Source organism: Domibacillus indicus, assembly GCF_023715895.1.
Taxonomy (GTDB): Bacteria; Bacillota; Bacilli; order Bacillales; family Domibacillaceae; genus Domibacillus; species Domibacillus indicus_A.
Genome location: NZ_JAMBOO010000001.1, coordinates 317,548 through 337,175, shown reverse-complemented (window position 1 = coordinate 337,175; position 19,628 = coordinate 317,548). Strand labels below are relative to the sequence as shown.

The 19,628-nt window shown below is 45.4% G+C and carries 19 protein-coding genes; 15 read left to right on the top strand and 4 right to left on the bottom strand.

The genetic code is table 11. From position 1 onward, the window contains the following. Window positions 1-125: 125 nt before the first annotated feature. The 6 genes from M3221_RS01810 (at window position 126) to M3221_RS01785 (ending at window position 6,376) form a co-directional block, all read left to right on the top strand. Window positions 126-2,099, top strand: a complete 1,974-nt coding sequence (locus M3221_RS01810; RefSeq protein ID WP_251269827.1) for an alkaline phosphatase family protein — start codon at window positions 126-128, stop codon at window positions 2,097-2,099. 129 nt (window positions 2,100-2,228) lie between these two features. Further along, the gene (locus M3221_RS01805) at window positions 2,229-3,539 is read left to right on the top strand and encodes a globin-coupled sensor protein (protein ID WP_251269826.1); all 1,311 of its coding nucleotides are present in this window, start codon (window positions 2,229-2,231) and stop codon (window positions 3,537-3,539) included. A 456-nt stretch (window positions 3,540-3,995) separates the two neighbouring features. Then, complete coding sequence (locus M3221_RS01800; RefSeq protein ID WP_251269825.1) at window positions 3,996-4,391, top strand: GNAT family N-acetyltransferase; 396 nt, start codon at window positions 3,996-3,998, stop codon at window positions 4,389-4,391. 26 nt (window positions 4,392-4,417) lie between these two features. Next, on the top strand, window positions 4,418-4,882 hold the full coding sequence (locus tag M3221_RS01795) for a DinB family protein (RefSeq protein ID WP_251269824.1): 465 nt from the start codon (window positions 4,418-4,420) through the stop codon (window positions 4,880-4,882). Between the two features lie 137 nt (window positions 4,883-5,019). Beyond that, window positions 5,020-5,565, top strand: a complete 546-nt coding sequence (locus tag M3221_RS01790; protein WP_251269822.1) for a GNAT family N-acetyltransferase — start codon at window positions 5,020-5,022, stop codon at window positions 5,563-5,565. Further along, complete coding sequence (locus M3221_RS01785) at window positions 5,549-6,376, top strand: metallophosphoesterase (protein WP_251269821.1); 828 nt, start codon at window positions 5,549-5,551, stop codon at window positions 6,374-6,376. The genes M3221_RS01790 and M3221_RS01785 overlap by 17 nt, the downstream gene beginning before the upstream one ends. 29 nt (window positions 6,377-6,405) lie before the next feature. Here the strand turns inward: M3221_RS01785 and M3221_RS01780 are convergent, their stop codons facing one another. Beyond that, complete coding sequence (locus tag M3221_RS01780) at window positions 6,406-6,729, bottom strand: iron-sulfur cluster biosynthesis family protein (protein WP_251269819.1); 324 nt, start codon at window positions 6,727-6,729, stop codon at window positions 6,406-6,408. 118 nt (window positions 6,730-6,847) lie between these two features. On the opposite strand from M3221_RS01780, the gene M3221_RS01775 reads away from it, so the two are divergent. Continuing rightward, the gene (locus M3221_RS01775; protein WP_251269818.1) at window positions 6,848-7,711 is read left to right on the top strand and encodes an STAS domain-containing protein; all 864 of its coding nucleotides are present in this window, start codon (window positions 6,848-6,850) and stop codon (window positions 7,709-7,711) included. Window positions 7,712-7,869: 158 nt separating this feature from the next. Here M3221_RS01775 and M3221_RS01770 read toward each other — a convergent pair whose 3' ends face one another. Beyond that, the gene (locus M3221_RS01770) at window positions 7,870-8,040 is read right to left on the bottom strand and encodes a hypothetical protein (protein WP_251269817.1); all 171 of its coding nucleotides are present in this window, start codon (window positions 8,038-8,040) and stop codon (window positions 7,870-7,872) included. Between the two features lie 404 nt (window positions 8,041-8,444). Here M3221_RS01770 and M3221_RS01765 point away from each other — a divergent pair, with 404 nt between their 5' ends. Further along, window positions 8,445-10,973, top strand: a complete 2,529-nt coding sequence (locus M3221_RS01765; RefSeq protein ID WP_251269816.1) for a rhamnogalacturonan lyase — start codon at window positions 8,445-8,447, stop codon at window positions 10,971-10,973. Between the two features lie 96 nt (window positions 10,974-11,069). On the opposite strand, the gene M3221_RS01760 is transcribed toward M3221_RS01765, so the two are convergent. Both M3221_RS01760 and M3221_RS01755 read right to left on the bottom strand, forming a co-directional pair. Then, entirely contained in the window at window positions 11,070-12,752 is a 1,683-nt protein-coding gene (locus M3221_RS01760) for an L-lactate permease (protein ID WP_251269815.1), read from the bottom strand. 132 nt (window positions 12,753-12,884) lie between these two features. Continuing rightward, on the bottom strand, window positions 12,885-13,055 hold the full coding sequence (locus M3221_RS01755; RefSeq protein WP_251269813.1) for a hypothetical protein: 171 nt from the start codon (window positions 13,053-13,055) through the stop codon (window positions 12,885-12,887). Window positions 13,056-13,302: 247 nt separating this feature from the next. Between M3221_RS01755 and M3221_RS01750 the strand changes: the two genes are divergently transcribed. From M3221_RS01750 to M3221_RS01720, 7 genes are all read left to right on the top strand, one after another. Continuing rightward, window positions 13,303-14,019: a FadR/GntR family transcriptional regulator gene (locus M3221_RS01750; protein WP_285878561.1), complete on the top strand. Its 717-nt coding sequence runs from the start codon at window positions 13,303-13,305 to the stop codon at window positions 14,017-14,019. A 141-nt stretch (window positions 14,020-14,160) separates the two neighbouring features. Continuing rightward, a complete protein-coding gene (locus tag M3221_RS01745) occupies window positions 14,161-14,877 on the top strand; it encodes a (Fe-S)-binding protein (RefSeq protein ID WP_251269812.1) in 717 nt (238 codons plus the stop codon). A gap of 13 nt (window positions 14,878-14,890) precedes the next feature. Then, window positions 14,891-16,321 (top strand): LutB/LldF family L-lactate oxidation iron-sulfur protein, encoded by a 1,431-nt coding sequence (locus M3221_RS01740; protein ID WP_251269811.1) that lies wholly within the window; start codon window positions 14,891-14,893, stop codon window positions 16,319-16,321. Further along, a complete protein-coding gene (locus M3221_RS01735) occupies window positions 16,318-17,028 on the top strand; it encodes a LutC/YkgG family protein (protein WP_251269810.1) in 711 nt (236 codons plus the stop codon). Before M3221_RS01740 ends, M3221_RS01735 begins: the two co-directional genes overlap by 4 nt. Window positions 17,029-17,181: 153 nt before the next feature. Beyond that, window positions 17,182-18,099: an aldose 1-epimerase gene (locus M3221_RS01730; protein WP_251269809.1), complete on the top strand. Its 918-nt coding sequence runs from the start codon at window positions 17,182-17,184 to the stop codon at window positions 18,097-18,099. Window positions 18,100-18,169: 70 nt separating this feature from the next. Next, window positions 18,170-18,385: a hypothetical protein gene (locus tag M3221_RS01725; RefSeq protein ID WP_251269807.1), complete on the top strand. Its 216-nt coding sequence runs from the start codon at window positions 18,170-18,172 to the stop codon at window positions 18,383-18,385. 11 nt (window positions 18,386-18,396) lie between these two features. Beyond that, a complete protein-coding gene (locus tag M3221_RS01720) occupies window positions 18,397-19,608 on the top strand; it encodes an MFS transporter (RefSeq protein WP_251269805.1) in 1,212 nt (403 codons plus the stop codon). Window positions 19,609-19,628: the final 20 nt, after the last annotated feature.

The following is a 19,628-nucleotide window of genomic DNA, read 5'->3' as shown; positions in this document are numbered from 1 at the left end:
TACCCGCTCCAATAAAAAATAGAACCTCTTTCGGAAAGATGAAGCTGCCAAAAAGAAACAGGCCTATTTCTCCTTCTTTTCGGGTAAAGAACACCGTACTTTTGAAGAGAAAAGAGGCTGGAAAAATGAAGAAGTTGTTGCTGTTAGCGGCCGGGCTGTCGATTTGCCTGAATCCTTTTTCGGCTCAGGCAAAAACAGGGACCCAATCAAAAGACCAGGATATCATCGTGATTTCTTTTGATGGCATGCGTCAGGATTTAACGGAAAAATACATAAAAGCGGGTGACCTGCCAAATATGGAGGCGCTGATCGAAAAAGGAGTGTGGGCAAAGAAGCCGGAAACGATTGTACCGTCCTTAACGGCCCCATCTCATGCCGCTCTCTCAACGGGCGCCACTCCGGATAAAACAGGCATTGTCAGCAATCAGTTCCACGATCCCGAAAAAAAGTTCAATAATAAAGACGATGCCTTTCATACAACCATTCATGTATCCCCGATTTGGAGCGAAGCAAGCCGGCAGGGGAAAACAACGGCGACCGTCGCATTTCCAGGAGCCAATCCAGAAACGAAAAACCAGACGGCGGATTACTCTGTTTTCTATGGAGATACCTGGGCAAAAGCCAGCTTAAACGAGCTTTCGTTCAAGGAGGCACCGGGCTGGAAAGGGGCACCAAAAAGTTTTAGTCCGCCGCAGGAAGCTGCCCTGCCGCTGAAGCTGAAAAGGGCTAAAAACCGAACATTGTTTGTTCTCGCAGTCGATACAACGGATGACGGACGTGTAAACTACGATCAGTTTACCGTTTCTGAGGACAAGCAGATAAACGCAGAAGACGGACGTGCAAAGCGCGATGAATGGGGCACAGTCCCGCTGACAATGGACAAAGGGGAGCATGCCGGCTTTACCTTCAAGGTAAAAGGAGAAACAACGGATTTAACAGAGCCGGTACCGTTTTTTAAAACAGCCGTTACATCCGGCCTGTTTAGCGGACCGGCCGGATTTGAAGCCGGCATTACAGAGCAGTTTGGCTTTTTTCCCGTTGAGTCTGAGGATGATGCGTTGAAGAAAAAATGGATTACCCGCGAAGAATATGAGCAAATCAGTGCCCGGTTCGATACATGGATCACCGATGTGTCTCTTTATATAAAAGACACGTATAAGCCTGATGCACTGTTTTTTTATGGTCCCCAGATTGATCATGAGGAGCATAAATATACGCTGACGGATCCGCGCCAGCCGGGTTATACGAAGAAAAAAGCAGACCGTTATGAAGCGTATATCAAATGGGCGTATCAGCTGGCAGATGATACAGTTGGCAAAACAGTGGAAGCCATGGATGACAATGACCATTTATTTGTCGTATCAGATCATGGAATGGAAGCGGCACACACGATGCTTGAGCCGAATGCCGTACTGAAGAAAGCGGGCCTTCTTAAAACAAACGAAGACGGCACGATTGATTACTCCAAAACGAAAGCATATGCCGTACCGAGCGGCTCAGCTGCCCATGTATATATTAATGCCAAAGCAACCGAGAAAAAAGGCATTGTAGAAAAAGATGAGTTTGACGATGTGAAGCGCCAGGCCATCAACGCATTCAAGACAGCAGAAATAAAGCAGAAAAATCGAAATGATATGCTGGAGCTCGGCTTTGAAGCTGTTCTTTCCGGCAAAGAAAAAGAAGAGCTGTCAAAGCTGCCGGAAGCAAGTATGAAAGGAATATGGGAAGCGGGTTTAAAAGAAACGATTCATCCATATGAAACGGTTCTGTCATCTGAGGATATGGAGAAAAAACCGCTTGGCCATGCTCATGCTGGAGATATTTTGTTGATTGGTGCACCGGGATACATGATGGCAAACGGTACGAGCCGTTTCAGCAAGCCATCAGTTGAATTAGGCACACACGGTGGAAACTCGACCAAACAGGATTTGCGCCCCGTCTTTATGGCAACAGGGCCTTTATTTAAAGAAGGAAGCACGATTGGGAAAGTATCCACGCTCGATCTAGCTCCGAATGTGTATAACCTTCTTGGCATTAAAGCTCCTTCTTTTGTTGAAGGAGAAGTGAAATCTGCTCTATGGAAGAAAAAAGAGGAATAAATTCCTGAATGCATATACAGGATGATGGGTGTCAAAAGACTTATCTGGAGCACACTTGTACTTGAAAAGACCTATCGCGATCCTCCATAATAAAAAGAAAACGTACCTTATAGAATATGGAGGATCACGATGTTTCCTTTCCTTAAAGATAAACAAGTAAAAGAGTTTAAAGCGTCTGTACAATTTCCAGACAAGTCGAGGATTGCCGTCTCGCCCGATGATCGTTTAGCTCGTCGCCTTTACTATATGGGCTATACGCAGGAGCAGGTGGATATGCTCAGACAAATGGCTCCGGTTATGAACGCTATTTTGGATGACGTACTGGAAAATGTACTTGATCATTTGGTGAAAAGCCCGGAAATGGCTAAAATTGCACAGGATCATTCAAGCCGGGAACGGTTAAAACGGGTGTTTGGCGATTACTTTGGCAGCCTGCTGACCGGCAAAATCGATGAGTCATTTTTAATTTTAAACATGCGCAAGCAGATGGGGCAGACTCACAGCCGGTTTTCAGTCCCGGTTACATGGTTTATTGCTTCTTACTCCGCGTTCAGCACGTTAATCATTCCTAAAATCGTTGAGCATTATCAGCACGAGCCGGAAGTGTTGTCTCAAACGATTCAAGCGATTACACACGCCATGAACTTGGATGCTCAAATGGTCATTGATCACTACATGAATGTGCGGATGGATGAAGTACACCGGGCAACCGAGGCGAAACACATACTGCAGCAGGAGATTGTTTCAGTCAGCCAGGAAGTAGCGGCATCGGTTGAACAAACAGAAGCAGCCATTTTGGATACAAGCTCCCGGGCTGCGCAGGTGTTAAAGGAAACAGACCAAACCGAAAAAAATAGTAAAAACCTGGTCGGTTTAACACTTCAGAACGAAAAGCAGATGGAAGAGATGGAAGGGCAGTTTAAGCAGTCAACAAAGAAAGTAAGTGCTTCCCTAACGGGGATTAGTGAATTAAAACAAGCTTCAGAAGAAATCATTGGCATTACAAAAGGGATAGAGGACATTGCCGATCAAACCAATTTGCTTGCGCTGAATGCATCCATTGAAGCTGCGCGTGCAGGAGAGCATGGCAAAGGGTTCTCCGTTGTTGCCAGTGAAGTGCGCAAGCTTGCCGAACATTCAAAAGTAATGAGCAGCAGCATCAACGAATTAATCGTTCAAAACAACATGAATATTACCCGGCTTGTCAGTGAGATGGAAGACGTGAATCAATCAAACGAACAGTCGCAGTTGAAGCTGCAGCAAGTAAAGGGCGGCCTGGCAACAGTTAAAATGGAAATGGAAAATTACTTAACGATGTTTGGCCGCAACAAAGAAGATCTGGATCAAATTGTTCTTTCCATACAGGAAGTCAGCCAGACAACCGAGGGCTTGTCAAAGCTGACTACAAATCTATTAGAAAAAGCAGAACAGACGATGTAAAAAAGCTGAGGCTGTCGACAAAGTCGGCAGTCTCAGTGTGTAGACAAAGTCTTTCGCTATTAAGAAAGAGCCGATAAGTGAAGCCTGCCGGACTTCGCGTTCCGCGGGCAGTGCGGGAGCCTCCTCGGCTGTGCCTGCGGGGTCTCCCGACTCACTGTACTTCCCGCAGGAGTCTTCGTCCGCCAGGCTTCACTAAGTGGTGTGAAAGATCCATAAGCAAGGACCGAATAGACATTTTTTCTTTTTTAAAAAGAAAAATACGACCTTATTAGCCCTATACAACCTGGACGCCGCCGATCCATCCCATTCATGTGCACGGTCATCCATATAGTTTGTCTACAGTCTGAAGCTGTCTTTATACGAGACAGCTTTTTTCTTTTAATTGGAAAAACGTGTATAAAAGATTATAATGTAGAACAAGAAAAGATGACGAAGGCGGGAAGGAAGGCTTTTAACATGGTTACATATCGACTGAACACGGGCATTATGGCTGCTCAGCTGGCCGAGGTTTTTCAATCCTCTGGTATTCGCCGCCCGGCAGACGATCTGCTTCGTCTGCAGAAAATGATTGACCATGCGGATCTGATAGCCGAAGCATGGCAGGAGCAGGAACTGATTGGAATCGCGCGTGTACTTACGGATTTTTCGTATTGTGCTTATATTTCTGATTTGGCCGTTAAAAAAGAGCATCAAGGACAGGGAATCGGTGCGGCGCTTTTAAAACAAGTAAAAGCGGAGCTGAGCGATGAAGTGGCGCTTGTGCTCCTGTCCGCGCCGGAAGCGATCGGTTTTTATCCGAAGCAGGGCTATGAACGGGTAGATAAAGCTTTCCTCATTCCGCGTAAAAAATAAAACAGCAGTAAAAAGGAGAAATGGGCATGGGTCATTTTTTATTGAACCAGTTAGCATTTGTTCGAACGCTGACACTCAAAGAAGTAGAAGGAATTGATGAAGAAACCTCGCATCTTGTGCCAGTTGGATTCAATAACAATATTAAGTGGAATCTCGGACACATTTATTTGGTACAAGAGCGGTTCGGCTTCCATTTTACCGGTGATAAAATGATGATGCCGGATGAGTTTAACAGCTGGTTTGGACGCGGTACAAAGCCAGCCGACTGGCAGGGCGGAGTGCCGAAAATGGATGAACTGCGTGCGCTTTTAAAAGATCAGACAGAACGCATCAAGCGGCAGACAGCACACCGCCTGCCACATCCGCTTGCTGAGCCATTTACCACCTCAGCCGGCTTAACACTTTTGTCTGTTGAAGAAATGCTGACATACAGTCTTTACCATGAGGGGCTTCACTCTGAAACGATTAAGTCAATTAAGCGTGTATTGTAGGTGAAAAGGCGGGCTTTGCTGGGAAGCCCGCTTTTTTCATTCTCTGCATTTTGAGGAGCATTTGGCTTTAAACGTCCATTCTATGATTGGGTTACGATGATGACAGATTGGAGTATGTGGTGGACAGGGGGCATTAAATGATTGAACTTGCGCATTTTACACGGGAAGATTTCGGAACACTGATGCAATGGATTCCAAGTGAGGCTTTTATGATTCAGTGGGCGGGTTCTTCTTTTGAGTTTCCGCTTCATGTTTATCAGCTTGAACAATACATAAAAGAAGCCAATCAGCCAACCGCAGATACCTTTGTTTTCAAGGCCGTTGAGCAGAAAACGGGGAAGGTGGTTGGACATCTTTCATTAAAACTCGACCGGCGCAATGACTCTGCGCGGATTGGAAAAGTTCTGATCGGTGACGAATCTATGCGCGGCCGTGGCCTCGGTGCCAGCTTGATTGAAGCAGCAGTCGAGCTTGCTTTTTGTACCTTTAAAATGCATCGTGTCAGTCTTGGAGTCTTTGATTTTAATCAAGCAGCGATTGCCTGCTATGAAAAAGTGGGCTTTCAAAAAGAAGGGCTGCTTCGCGATGTACGCAAGTTCGGGCAGGAATATTGGAGTCTCTGGGAAATGAGCCTGCTGGAGGAAGAATGGAAGGAGAGAGACGAACGTGAAGCGGCGAAATAGCAAGCGTCTTATTCTTTTGTTTCTTTTTCTCGTCCTGCTGGGGCTGTTTTTCTACATACAAAATAATGTCTTAACTGTTACGGCACTACAAGTACAATCGGAAAAAATTCCAGCTGCCTTTAGTGGATACCGGATTGTACAGTTGTCAGACCTGCACAGCAAATCATTTGGAGAACATCAGCAAGTGCTTGCCGAAAAGGTGAAACGGGAAAAACCGGATATCATTGTATATACAGGCGACTTAATTGATCTCAGGCGGGGCGGCGAAGCAGCGGGCTACGATTTGATGAAGAAAATGGTCAACATTGCACCCGTTTATTTTGTTACCGGTAATCATGAGGAAGGGGACTTTGCAGCAAAAAAAGATCGGCTGCAAAAAATGGGGGTTCACGTACTTCAAAATGAAAGTATGGTTATCCAGCGGGGCGGAGAAGCGATCAATCTTGTGGGGATTGATGATCCGACTAGGATTGAAACGAGTGAAGCCATACAGCAAGCAAAACAGAGCATTAAACAGCGGGATCAGTATACCGTTTTGCTTTCCCATCGTCCTGAGCTTTTTTCTTTTTATGCTGGGGCTCGAATGGACTTGATTTTTACAGGGCATGCGCACGGCGGCCAGGTGCGGCTGCCTTTTGTAGGCGGCTTATTTGCCCCGGGGCAGGGTTTTTTTCCTTCTTATACGGCCGGCGCCCATATGCTTGGCTCTTCTACAATGGTGGTCAATCGGGGGCTGGGCAACAGTCTGGCTCCACAGCGTATCTTTAACCGTCCAGAAATCGTCGTCGTGACCCTCAAACAAGCAAAATAAAAAGCGGCCTGCCGAAGCAGCCGCTTTTTTTATTTATTGCGAAAAGCCATTCTGCCGTTCAGCATTTGATTTGCGCTTTTCAGCTGAAATGTGTTGGCTTCCTGAGAAAAATCAATTTTAACAGCTTCGTCGTAAAAAACCATCTTCGGCTTTTCCACTAAAATCGGCATCGCATTTGTTTGAAGCAGCACGTCGTGATCTGAATCAGCTTCATCCACATACCAAAGCGTTGGAATGCCGTTTAGCACACATCCGTTTCCTTCTGTATCCCATTTTAGCTTTAATATACCGTTCTCCCGGTTTTTTAGTACATGTATTTTTTCGACCGCAGCCGGTGTAATGGTGATTTCCATGTTCATCCGCCTCTCTTGTTTCAGTATAGCATATGAGCATCCGCATCCGTCTTTTTTTGACTTGGTTTTATCGTTTCTTTGAGTGGGGAAAGCGGTATAATAAATAAGAAGAAAGAACATGGCGATGGAGGAAAAAGAATTGGAGAAAAAAGACCAGGCTCTTTATGAAGCAATCCGTTTGAATGCGGCTGATATAAGCAAAAAATGGTTTGAAGCCAGACAAAAAACAGATAGGTCTGTTTACGCAAAAAATGCCGGCTCTGTGATTCAAAAAGAATTAAAAGAACAGCATCTTTTTACCATTCATACGATCGCAAGCGGTTTTTTGCCGGATCAAACATTGTTTGAACAAAATTTGAAGGAATGGACCGAGATTGTGGTGAACACCCGCCTTGAGTGGGACACACCCATTTATGAAGTCATTGCGGCGCTTAACAAAACAAGAAACCTCATCTGGGACTTTATCACACAATACAGTTTAGAGAAAGAAGACGTCGATAAGAAAGATATTTTAAACTGGAGTGCTGTATATCATTCCATTTTAGATACGTTGGTCATTGAGTTTTCTACCCGTTACTATTATTTAACCCGCAGCCGTCTGCAGGGCCAGGAGCAGCTGATTGAGGAGATAGATGCGCCGGTGATCCCGGTTTCCAAAAGAATTGCTATTTTGCCTTTGATCGGTGCGATGGATGAAAAAAGAGCGAAGTCTTTGCTGGAATCCATCCCCGTAAAATGTGCCAAACAGCAAGTAGGGCATTTGGTGATAGACTTTTCCGGCATGAAAGTGATTGACACCTTTGTGGCCAATCAATTGTTTGGCTTAACCCAGTCGCTGCAGCTCCTTGGTATTCAAACGGTTGTATCCGGCATGCGGCCGGAAACAGCACAGACAGCAATTCAGTTAGGTTTGGATTTCAGCCGGCTTGAAACATTTCACGGCCTTCCGCAGGCACTTACGTATCTTGGAGTTGGAAAATAAGCAAAACGGGCAGCCGTAATGGCTGCCCATTTTTTATGTTGAAATGAAACCATTTAAAATAACATACGTATAGCATTGGATTACCCGTTTATTTTCGAGGAAAATTCCAAACACACAGTCAAACCCGGACCAGATAGAAGTCCGGGCTTTTATTTACGTTAATTGCTTTCTTCTTCATCTTCCATCTCTGTTTCTTCTGTTTCCATTTCCTCGGTGTCTGTATCAGTATCCGTTTCTTCCTCAGAACCGCCGCAGCCTGCTAAAGCGCCCATCATTAAAAACATGGTCATTCCGCCGGCCGCAAACTTCTTTTTCAGCATAGAATCCATGCCGAACTCCTCCTTGAAAAAAATAGAATGAAAACCAGTCATCTACTTCCCAGATGGAGGAAGGGATAAAACAGGCTGGGAAGGCCTTTACAAAGTTTTTACATTTTATTAAAAAAGAACAAAAAAAGGGGGCGGTCCGGATGGGCATTCGGACCGCCAAACAATGCACAATGAATCGGTGGGGTAAAGCTAAATTGATAATGATTATCATTACCGGTTACAAGTATTATCTTAACCGGTGTTTCCAAATCTGTCAACTCATAATTAAAAATGATTTTCCTGTAAAGAAGTCTCCCGGTTTTTTAAACAATTTCATCTGCTTTTTATCTGTTAAGGCTTAAATAAACAACTTATACTGAGGGAAGATTTTAAAAACGCCTGCAAAAAAGGTGGTGGAAAAGTTTATGTATATTAAATCGAAAATGATCGCCCCTATTGCAGCGCTGCCGCTGCTTCTTTCTTCATGGACAGGAGCGGCTCAGGCAGCACCGGAAGAAACAACACAGCCTCCCGCAGCCGTACAGCTCGAAGCTCTAGATAGAGGGCTGCAGGCTGTTCCAACATCAAGCGGTGTTTTTCTTAGCTGGCGGCTCCTCGGAAACGAAGTGGATGGGTACGCCGAAACAGGCATGACAGGTGTGGACTTTCACGTTTATAAGAATGGACAAAAAATCGCAGCTGTTCAAGACAGTACCAATTTTGTTGATCCAGCTGGTACAGCCAATGCTTCCTATTTTGTCCGCGCAGTTAAAAACGGCAAAGAATTAAATCAAAGTGATACAGTACAGCCCTGGAAGCAGCAATACTATGATTTAAAACTGCAAAAGCCGGCAGACGGTGTTACACCAGCCGGAGAACGGTATACGTATTCAGCGAACGACATGAGTGTCGGTGATGTAGATGGAGACGGCCGCTATGAATTTTTCGTCAAATGGGACCCGTCTAATTCAAAAGATGTGTCGCAGATTGGCTACACAGGCAATACCTACATTGACTGTTATACGTTTGAAGGCAAGCTTTTATACCGGATTGACCTTGGCGTCAATATTCGCTCGGGTGCACACTATACTCAATTTCTCGTGTACGACTTTGACGGGGACGGCAAAGCGGAATCAATGTTTAAAACGGCACCAGGCACCAAAATTATTCGTTATAACGACAAAGGCGATGTGATATCCCAAAAATATATTACGATGCCAAAGGAAGATATAGAAGCAGGTTATGCCCATACGGATGACTATCGAATGAGCAAAAAAGATTACTATAATCACGTTGTCGAGATGTTTATCAATTGGCATAAGCATGAAGAAGTTGTAAATGGCAGCTGGCCGAAAACACTGGAAGAAAGCTTTGGCATTGAGGCGCAATATACGTATCCGTTGTCTCGAGAAGACGCTCAAAAATTAGCTGACTACTTTATGGATGTGTATGCTCCGGCAAGAAGTACACGTAATAATTTACGGAATTTCGAAGGTTTGATTGTAAGCGGCCCTGAATATATGACGGTATTTAACGGGGAGACCGGTGCCGAGATGGAAACCATTCCGTATGGAGTCAGCCGTCATGACGATGGACTGATGTGGGGAGATTATGCCATGAGCCGGATTGAACCGGGCAATCGGGTGGACCGGTTTCTTGCAGGAGTCGCATACTTAAACGGTAAAACATCATCGGCCGTTTTTGCGCGCGGCTATTATACACGTGCGGCACTTGTTTCCTATGATTGGGACGGGGAAAAGCTGCGTGAAGTATGGGCAGCAGACAGCGGCTGGACACCGATGAAAAATCCTTTTAACGACAGTCCGCATGGAACAAGCGGTGAAGATCCGGCCCTAGGCGCACTTGCCAACCAGGGTGCCCATTTCTTAAGTACAGCAGATGTAGACGGAGATGGGAAGCAGGAAATCGTGTACGGATCGGCAACGGTTGATCATGACGGCAGTCTGCTTTACAGCTCCACAGATACAATGCCGGCACAAAGCGCTGCGCCAGGAACCACCGCGAAGCTTGGCCATGGTGATGCGATTCATGTAACGGATATAGATCCGGACCGTGAAGGACTGGAAATCTTCATGGTGCATGAAGGCGCCGCTTATGCTCCATACGGTTATGCGATGCGGGATGCGAAAACCGGCCGGGTCATTTACGGTGCTTATACCGGCAAAGACACGGGACGAGGCATGGTGGGAGACATTGATCCATCCAAAAGAGGGCTGGAAACATGGGCAGTAGACCTGCGGACCGCCCAGGGCGAGCAAATCGGCACAAAAATTCCCGGCACAAATATGAACATTAAATGGGCGCCCGATATGACAACGCAAATTATAAATGGATCAGGGGAAGGTACGCCAAGCATCGATGACTGGCTGGAAGGAAGAAAGCTGCTGGCGGAAAATACGCGTACGAATAACGGTACAAAAGGAAATCCATCTCTTGTAGTAGATGTATTTGGCGACTGGCGTGAGGAACTGATGCTGCGGACCGCGGACAGCAGTGCAATTCGCATATTCACAAGCACCGAGCAAACAGACCGGAAAATGTATACGCTGATGCACGATACGCAATACAGAACAGGCATTGCCGGACAAAACATCGTCTACAATCAGCCGGCGTACACAGGCTTTTACTTTGCATCGGATACGGATTGGTCTTCTGTACCGAAGCCGGAATACCATACGCCGGGGACAGCCGAGACCCTTCAGAACTTACTTGATGATTATATTGAAGCGGAAGAGCTTTCCCATCCAGCCGGGCAGAAGCTGGATAATGCTCTCAAGCAAGCTTTGCATCAAGCAGAAAAAGGGAACAGTAAACAGGCGATGGCCTTCTTGGACAAGTTTAAGTCTATCCTTGAACAAGAAGAAACGGAGAGAGCAAAGCTGAATTTATCATACCAGGCAGAACAGCTGAAAGAAGAATGGCTGAATAAATAATAATATGAAGAAAAGTATGTCCTAAAGAAAAGGCCACTCTATTCATGTAAAAGGCAACGAATAGAGTGGCTTAGATCATAATGAATGAAAATGAAATTATGGAATCATCCACGATAATACGTTAGATTGCAGATATGTTAGAATACAAACGATAAGAAGCAGGAACAGACTATGTTTTACGGTAAAGCGGAATAAGTCGGATTCCTTGCCTGCCAATCCTACAGCCGCACAAGCTACCGCAATAGATTGAGGAGAAATCATTTTCCCTGTTACACCGCCTGAAGAGTTCGCTGCAAGTGCAAGAAGTGGATCCATTCCAATTGATGTTGCAGTGATCTTTTGTAAGTTACCGAATAATAAGTTTGCTGAGGTATCAGAACCCGTAATAAATACACCGAGCCAGCCTAATACAGGAGAGAAGAATGGGAATAACGCTCCTGTTTTAGCCAATAACATTCCTAGTGTCGTACTCATGCCCGAGGAGTTTGTCACGTAAGCGAAGCCCACTACCGCCATAATCGTTAGGATCGGGAATTTTAATTCATTACAAACTTCACCGAACGATTTGACCCATTCTTTCCATGAAATCTTTACGATAAATTTCGTTACAATAGCTGATAAAAGAATAGCTGTACCTGCCGCACCCAGCAATTCCAGCTTGTATACAGCAGGAATTGGTTCATTGTTTCCATTTAGAATCAGGTTATTTAAGCCCGGAACTTCGGGCATAAGTGTTAATGGATGGCCAATAGAATTAATCGCTTTCAAAATGCCGTTTGTTCCTTCATAGTGACCAGTTAAAGCGCTTTTGATTTGTGGAATCCCCCATACGCAGATAAAAGCTGTTAAAATTAAAAATGGGGACCAGGCTTTAAATATTTCACCACTTGTATATTTCTTGGGCGCAGCTTCAGTTGTAGCTGCGACTTCAGCATCACTTTCAGATTTGAAACGGAAAATCGTTTTTGGTTTCCAGAATTTCAAGAAAACTGCTAAAGCAAATAAAGAAACAAGTGCAGATAAAATATCTGGAAGCTCAGGCCCTAAAAAGTTTGAGCTTAGGTACTGTGTTACTGCAAAGGATATACCTGAAACTAAAATAGCAGGCATTACTTCAATTGTTTTCTTAAAACCAGACATAATCATAACTAAATAGAACGGAATAAAAACAGATATGAATGGCAACTGGCGGCCAACCATTTTGGAGATCTCCATTGCCGGAACACCTGTTGGTCCTTCCATCGCTGTAATCGGAATACCGATGGCGCCAAAGGCGACCGGTGCGGTGTTCGCTAATAAACAAATACCAGCTGCGTATAAAGGATTAAATCCAAGACCTACAAGCAATGCGGCTGAAATGGCAACCGGTGCACCAAAACCTGCTGCTCCTTCAAGAAAGGCTCCGAATGAGAAGGCTACTAAAAGGGCTTGTAAACGGCGATCTTCTGTAATAGAAAGAACAGAATTACGAACGATATCAAACTGACCGGTCTTTACAGTTAATTTGTAAAGAAAAACAGAAGTGATGATAATCCAGCCGATTGGCAACACCCCGTAAACCGCGCCCTGGCTTGCAGACATGATAGCTGTGCCGGCTGGCATTCCATATACAAATATCGCCACGACCAGCGCAACAAGCAATGTCGTAACACCAGCTACATACCCTTTCATACGTTTAATGGCCAGAGCCCAGAAAAAATACAAAATAGGGATTAAAGCTACTACAGAAGACCAAAATAAACTGCCTCCAATAGGCGTAAAGTTTTGTGTCCACGTCATAAATAACACCTCATTTTCAAATTAATCTGCTAATTAGTTCAAAAAATAAAATCGTTTATAAATCCAAGAAACTGAGTTGGCTTATACAATAAAAGAAAGAAGCATTACTCTTAGAAAATGAAGGTGATTCAGCTATCCTGCAAGCATATTAATGACAACGCTTTCTTTTACAGTACTTGAAATTAGTACAGGGCCGGATACAATAACTATAATTTTTAATGCTGTAATAAGTTCAGCCAAGGCAGCATCGGCAACAATAGGGCCATCCGTCCCTAAAACGAACATGGCATTCATGGTTATCACGATGATTGCTTGCTGGCACAGCCTGATTCTCTGGCCAATTTAAGGGCATTGCAAGAACATTCAAATGAAAGTTATTGTAAATTTAAACGAAACTTATTCTTTCCCCCTTTTAAGTAAGCGATTTCAAAATCATTGATGATTAGGTCATCTGATGACCTGTTTAGATTATAGATTAATTGTTTTCGAAAAATCAATAAAAATTTTTTGATTGTTCGGTATATAATAAAAAAAAGAGGTGAAGCAGACATTGAAGTATAAGCAAATTAAACCTAAAAAAATATATGAAGAAGTGGCGGAAACGCTGCTGGCTTCCATTCGCTCAGGCGAATTAAAGCCAGGTGAAAAGCTCGATTCCGTTCAACAACTCGCTGAAAGCTTTCAAGTTGGCCGTTCCGCCATTCGTGAAGCGCTCACATCCCTTCGCGCAATGGGGCTCATTGAAATGCGCCAGGGTGAAGGCACATATGTAAAGTCATTTGAAGCTGAAGGTATTGCTTTTCCGCTGCAAAGCGCTCTTCTGATGAACAGCGATGATTTAAAGAATTTAATGGAGGTACGCAAAATCCTGGAAACCGGCATCGTTGCGTCAGCCGCCGAACGGCGTACACAGGACGACTTAAACGCAATGAAACAGGCTGTAATGGATATGGTGAAATATTCTGCCGATCCTGAGCTCGGTGAGAAAGCGGACCTTGCCTTTCATTTGGCTATCGCAGAGGCAGCTGGAAACAACCTTCTTGCAAGCCTTATGCACCATGTTTCGGATATAACAGCAGAGTCAATGCGTGAAACAAGGCGCCTTTGTTTGTATGGGAAAATGGCGACAGTGGATCAGCTGAACGTCCAGCATGAAACGATTTTACAGGCGATTGAAAGTGGAGATGCAAAACAGGCAAGAAAAGCAATGCACACTCACTTAGACTACGTTGAAATCGTTCTTCGCAACTATATGGACACCCATTAAAAACCATCTGAAGCCAGTGGAATTTCACTGGTTTTTTTCTATAGAAAAAATTATTTGGAATTTTGTAAGCGTTTGTAGTATCATTTAAACAAACAAATTGTACAGGTCATCAGATGACCTTACTTTTATGAGGTGAGCAACATGAAGGTTACGCTTTTTATCACATGTATCATTGATATGTTTCAAGCCGATGTAGGCAAGGCAACAGTGGAAGTACTGGAGCGCCTCGGCTGTGATATCGAATTTCCAATGGGGCAGGTTTGCTGCGGGCAGCCGGCCTACAACTCGGGTTATGTAGAAGAGTCAAAAGATGCGATGAAAAAAATGATTGCGACATTTGAAAACGCGGAGGTCGTTGTAACTCCGTCCGGATCGTGTGCCACGATGTTTAAAGAATACCAGCATATTTTTCATGATGATCCCATCTGGCGTCCGCGCGCGGAACGATTGGCCGCAAAAACCTATGAGCTGACTGAATTTATCGTCCATGTATTAGGCGTGGAAAACGTAGGTGCAAAGCTAAACGGGGTGGCGACCTATCACCCGTCCTGCCATATGACACGGCTTCTTGGCGTAAAAGATGCGCCGATGACCTTGCTTCAAAATGTGGAAGGGCTTCGGTTTGAGCCGCTGCCAAACGCACATAACTGCTGCGGCTTTGGCGGCACGTTTTCTGTGAAGATGGGTAATATTTCGGAGCAGATGGTCGATGAAAAAGTCGACTCGGCCGAGCAAACAGGAGCCGACTTTTTAATTGGAGCCGATGGCGGCTGCCTGATGAATATTGGTGGACGTATAGAACGAAGAGGAAAACCAATCCGCGTGATGCATATCGCGGAAGTGTTAAACAGCCGGTGAGGGGGGAAACAACATGGCAATGAAAATCGGAGAAGGCAAATTTAAAGAAAACGTCAACAAAAATATGGAAGATACCTTTATGCGTGGTGCGGTAGCGGGCGCCCAGGAACGCCTCCGTACACGCCGCCTTGATGCAGCGGAAGAGCTTGGAAACTGGGAAGAATGGCGGTCGCACGGAGAGGAAATACGTCAGCATGTATTAAATAACCTGGATTATTATTTGCACGAGCTGGCCGAAAACCTTCAAAAGCGCGGGGGGCATGTGTTTTTTGCCGAAACGGCAGACGAAGCGACTGGGTATATCCGTGAAGTCGTAAACGCGAATGGCGGCAAAAAAATTCTGAAGGCTAAATCAATGGTTACAGAAGAAATCAGTTTAAATCAAGTGCTGGAAGAGGAAGGCTGCAAAGTGATTGAGACAGATCTTGGCGAGTATATCCTGCAGCTGGATGAACATGATCCACCTTCTCACATCGTTGCGCCGGCACTCCATAAAAACAAAGAGCAGATTCGGGATGTGTTTTCTGACAAGCTAGATTATAAGATGACTTCTAAACCGGAAGAACTGGCATTGCATGCGCGTGAAACGCTGCGCCAGGAGTTTTTAACAGCCGACATCGGCATTACCGGCTGTAACTTCGCCATTGCGGAATCTGGATCTGTAGGTCTTGTGACGAACGAAGGGAACGCAGGGCTTGTGTCGGACCTGCCCAAAACGCAAATTGCTGTGATGGGCATGGAACGAATTGTACCAACGTTTGAAGAATTTGAAGTGCTTGTGGGCCTCTTGACGCGCAGTGCGGTCGGACAGAAATTAACGAGCTATATCACAGCGCTTACCGGTCCTCGCGAAAAAGGGGATGTGGATGGACCGGAAGAATTTCATCTTGTAATCGTGGATAACGGGCGTTCTAAGATTTTAGGCACGGAATTTCAGTCCGTTCTGCAGTGTATCCGCTGTGCGGCCTGCATTAACGTCTGTCCGGTATACCGTCATATTGGCGGCCACTCCTACAATTCGATTTATCCGGGGCCGATTGGAGCCGTGCTCACACCGCTCCTTGGCGGCTATGATGACTTTAAAGATCTTCCTTATGCCTCGACGCTTTGTGCGGCCTGCACGGACGCCTGCCCGGTGAAAATTCCGCTGCATGAACTGCTGCACAAGCATCGGCAGGTGATTGTAGAAAGAGAAGGACGCGCACCTATTTCTGAAAAGCTTGCGATGAAAGCGTTTGGGCTTGGAGCCGCTTCAAATCCTATGTATGCAGCAGGCTCGAAAATGGCGGCGGCGATGATGAAGCCGTTTACGAAAAATGACCGCATTTCAAGCGGGCCGGGACCATTAAAAGCATGGACAGAAATCCGGGAATTTCCGGCGCCAAATAAGGAGCGCTTCCGTGACTGGTTTAAACAGCACGAAAAAGGGGGTGGCGGACAATGATCCATCAACGTGAATCTTTTTTAAACAACGTGGCCAGGCAGCTTGGCCGCAGCCGTAATACAAGTGTAAAGCCGGAGCGAAACTGGCAGTTTCGTCCGCAGGATAAAACACTGACAGATAAAACGCCGGACGAATTAATGAATGTGCTGCGTGACCAGTGCCGGCTGATTCATACTGAATTGATTGAAACGACCAGCAGCAAGCTGGCGGAAGTATTGGAAGCGGCTGTTCATTTATACGGCGGCGGACCGATATCTCTTTGGAAAGACCCGCGCTTTGCGGAGTTTGGCCTGGATGGGCTGCTGAAAGAAACGTGGCCATCGCGTAATGTGGAAGTAAACGAATGGGATGCTGCCCGTGGCCGGGAAAATATCGCCCAGGCAGAGCGAGCGAACATTGGTATTACTTTCAGCGATATCACCCTTGCTGAATCCGGTACGGTCGTCCTGTTTTCCGGTGCTGGAAAAGGGCGCACGGTCAGCCTTCTTCCGCGCAACTATATTGCCCTCGTGCCGAAAAGTACGATTGTACCGCGTATGACGCAGGCAGCCCGGGAAATTTCCCGGCGTGTGCAGGCGGGTGAGACGATTTCGTCATGCATCAATTTTATTACCGGTCCAAGTAACTCTGCTGATATTGAAATGAACCTCGTTGTGGGTGTGCATGGTCCTGTTAAAGCCGCGTATATTGTGATTGAAGATCGGTAATGCTGAAGCTTCACAGCGGCTGATGGGCCAGACTGCCTGTTTCAACATCGGAATTTTGCGATTTCCTGTAGAGTACGTTTATAAAACTTATGAAATGGGCAAATCGTTAACAAAAGGGTCTGGCAGCGATGTCGCGCGCAAAGGAGAGTAACCATGATTAAACATGTACTTTTTGATGGAAAAGAAGCCATTCAAGCATCCAACGATTACCTTCAACTTCTCATGATCCCGTCATTTGGGAGCAATGTGATTTCATTAATCGATAAGAAAACGGGAAAAGAATTGCTCGTGAAGCCGGATTCGTTCGAGGCATTAACTGAAAACCCGATGCTCAATGGCATCCCGGTTTTATTTCCGCCGAATCGAATTGAAAACGGTACGTTTATATTTAACGGCATCACGCACCATTTTCCAATCAATGAAATTGACAAGCATCACATTCATGGTTTTGTATACGACCAGCCTTGGCAGGTTATGAATGAAAAAGAAGAACAAGGTGTTGTGACTATCCAGACGATGATTCAGCTTGACCAGCCTGCGATCTATAAAGGGGCATCTATCCAATTAACATACGAGCTTGACGGAGCGGTTTTACGCCAAACAGCGACCGTTAAAAACAGCGGTGACGAACCATTCCCATGGGGAATCGGCTACCACACTTCTTTTTTATTTGATGAAAAGCATTCTTCTTTTTCCTTAACGAAAAAAAGCCAGTGGCTGCTGACGGAAGAAGCGATTCCTACAGGAGAGCAGGTGTCGGGGGAACCGATGAAAGAAATCAGTTTGCAGGCCATGCCGCTCGATGATGCATATGCAGCTTTTGACGAAGGAAACGAGGCCGTTATGCATAACAGGGAAACAGGCTGTACGGTTACATATCGAACGGACTCCGCCTTTAAACACTGGGTCATCTACAATGGAAATGGAAAGGAAGGTTTTGTCTGCCCAGAGCCTTACACATGCATCACCAATGCGTTTAATATGAACCTTTCACCTGAAGAAACAGGATTGCGTATCCTGATGCCGGGCGAAGAAGATACAGTAAGAACAGAAATTGAAGTCATCTCCTAATGTAATCCGCAGTGATGCCACTGCGGATTTTTTGGTATAATGAGGAAAAGTGCTGAAAGAAGAGGGAAATATGAAAAAATCACTCATCGAAACGCTTTTAACGGAAACGCCGCCGGATGACTACCTGAGAAGAGAAGCGGATGAGCTGAAGGGGAGGAAGAAAAAGATGGGTTTTGGCCCTCTCAAGCCGGCATCAAAAGGGCCTGCGCCGGAATTTACCTTTCTCGCCATGATGGCTGGCTTTGCAGGCATTATGATCGGTGCCGTGTACCTGCTGATTTTTTAAGGAGAGAAAAAATGAAACGAAACTATTCTTTTATGCTGGCGACTGTGTTCGTCGGCTTTCTTATTTTTGGTTTTTCAGAAAATGTAAAAGGGCCGGCCATGCCGCGTATCCAGGCGGATTTCGATCTGGATGCTTTTCAAGTCGGTACACTGTTAGCTTTTAATTCCATTGCCTATTTGCTTGCCTGCACGTTTACCGCGCAGCTAACAAGAAAATGGGGCATCAAGACCATGAGTGCTTTGTCGTTTGGCTCCATGGCCCTTTCCGGTGTATTTATTTATTTGTCTTCCACCTATACAAGCCTGGCAGGAGCCTATTTTTTTATGTACGTTGGAAACGGCATGCTGGAAATTGTCCTGGCTATTTTAAGCGCGCGCTTGTTTGTAAAAAATACAGGGATGATGATGAACTTAGCTCATTTTTTCTATGGGCTTAGTTCAATTGTTGCCCCTATGCTTGCTTCTGGTTTAATGAAGCTGACCATTGGCGGAACGGAGCTGGATTGGCGCGGAATGTATCTTGCGGTCATGCTGCTTTCCCTTATTCCGATGATTCCAGCTCTGGCAAGCCGGTTTCCGCAGGAGGATGTACAACCCGAACATCGGATTCCGGTTCGGATGCTTGCACGTGACCCGGTTCTGTGGCTTATTGTGCTGATTCTTTCATTTGGAGTGGTAGCTGAAATGTCTGTCGGCGGCTGGCTCGTCAACTTTTTGGAAAAGGCATACGATTGGACAAATGCGGATGCCTCTCAGATGCTGTCGATTTTCTTTTTATTCTTTACTTTTTCCCGTTTGTTTCTTGGACCGATAACGGACCGAATCGGTTTTACTGTATCGCTTATCTTATTCGGCGCCCTTTCAGCCACTTTTACTTTCATTGGCATTGCAGCGGGTGAGCCCGGTGCCTTATTACTAGCTGCAGCCGGCATCGGCATTGCGCCTGTTTATCCGACCGTTATGGCGATGATCGCCCGCCGTTATCGAGAAAATAGTGATACAGCCATTACGTTTGTGGTTACGATTATGGGTATTTTCACCGTTTCCGGAAATGTCATTATTGGCGCTATTATTACTGCCGTAACAGAATATGCGGGAGCCGGTATGGGAGTTGTACGCGGTATGCAGGCCGGCTATTTGTTTATTGGTGCCTGTGCGCTCTTGAGTGCCCTATTCAGCTTCTTTTTGTATGTTTATTTACGACGCCAAAAGGAAGTTATATAGAAACAGATTTTTTGCAGTAA

Bases quoted from the DNA above. Each gene is read 5' to 3' on its own strand.
- M3221_RS01725 (WP_251269807.1), top strand. From the start codon at position 18,170: ATGAAAAAATCACTCATCGAAACGCTTTTAACGGAAACGCCGCCGGAT.
- M3221_RS01745 (WP_251269812.1), top strand. From the start codon at position 14,161: ATGAAGGTTACGCTTTTTATCACATGTATCATTGATATGTTTCAAGCC.
- M3221_RS01810 (WP_251269827.1), top strand. From the start codon at position 126: ATGAAGAAGTTGTTGCTGTTAGCGGCCGGGCTGTCGATTTGCCTGAAT.
- M3221_RS01740 (WP_251269811.1), top strand. From the start codon at position 14,891: ATGGCAATGAAAATCGGAGAAGGCAAATTTAAAGAAAACGTCAACAAA.
- M3221_RS01720 (WP_251269805.1), top strand. From the start codon at position 18,397: ATGAAACGAAACTATTCTTTTATGCTGGCGACTGTGTTCGTCGGCTTT.
- M3221_RS01795 (WP_251269824.1), top strand. From the start codon at position 4,418: ATGGGTCATTTTTTATTGAACCAGTTAGCATTTGTTCGAACGCTGACA.
- M3221_RS01735 (WP_251269810.1), top strand. From the start codon at position 16,318: ATGATCCATCAACGTGAATCTTTTTTAAACAACGTGGCCAGGCAGCTT.
- M3221_RS01805 (WP_251269826.1), top strand. From the start codon at position 2,229: ATGTTTCCTTTCCTTAAAGATAAACAAGTAAAAGAGTTTAAAGCGTCT.
- M3221_RS01765 (WP_251269816.1), top strand. From the start codon at position 8,445: ATGTATATTAAATCGAAAATGATCGCCCCTATTGCAGCGCTGCCGCTG.
- M3221_RS01780 (WP_251269819.1), bottom strand. From the start codon at position 6,729: ATGGAAATCACCATTACACCGGCTGCGGTCGAAAAAATACATGTACTA.
- M3221_RS01790 (WP_251269822.1), top strand. From the start codon at position 5,020: ATGATTGAACTTGCGCATTTTACACGGGAAGATTTCGGAACACTGATG.
- M3221_RS01770 (WP_251269817.1), bottom strand. From the start codon at position 8,040: ATGGATTCTATGCTGAAAAAGAAGTTTGCGGCCGGCGGAATGACCATG.
- M3221_RS01760 (WP_251269815.1), bottom strand. From the start codon at position 12,752: ATGACGTGGACACAAAACTTTACGCCTATTGGAGGCAGTTTATTTTGG.
- M3221_RS01775 (WP_251269818.1), top strand. From the start codon at position 6,848: ATGGCGATGGAGGAAAAAGAATTGGAGAAAAAAGACCAGGCTCTTTAT.
- M3221_RS01800 (WP_251269825.1), top strand. From the start codon at position 3,996: ATGGTTACATATCGACTGAACACGGGCATTATGGCTGCTCAGCTGGCC.
- M3221_RS01730 (WP_251269809.1), top strand. From the start codon at position 17,182: ATGATTAAACATGTACTTTTTGATGGAAAAGAAGCCATTCAAGCATCC.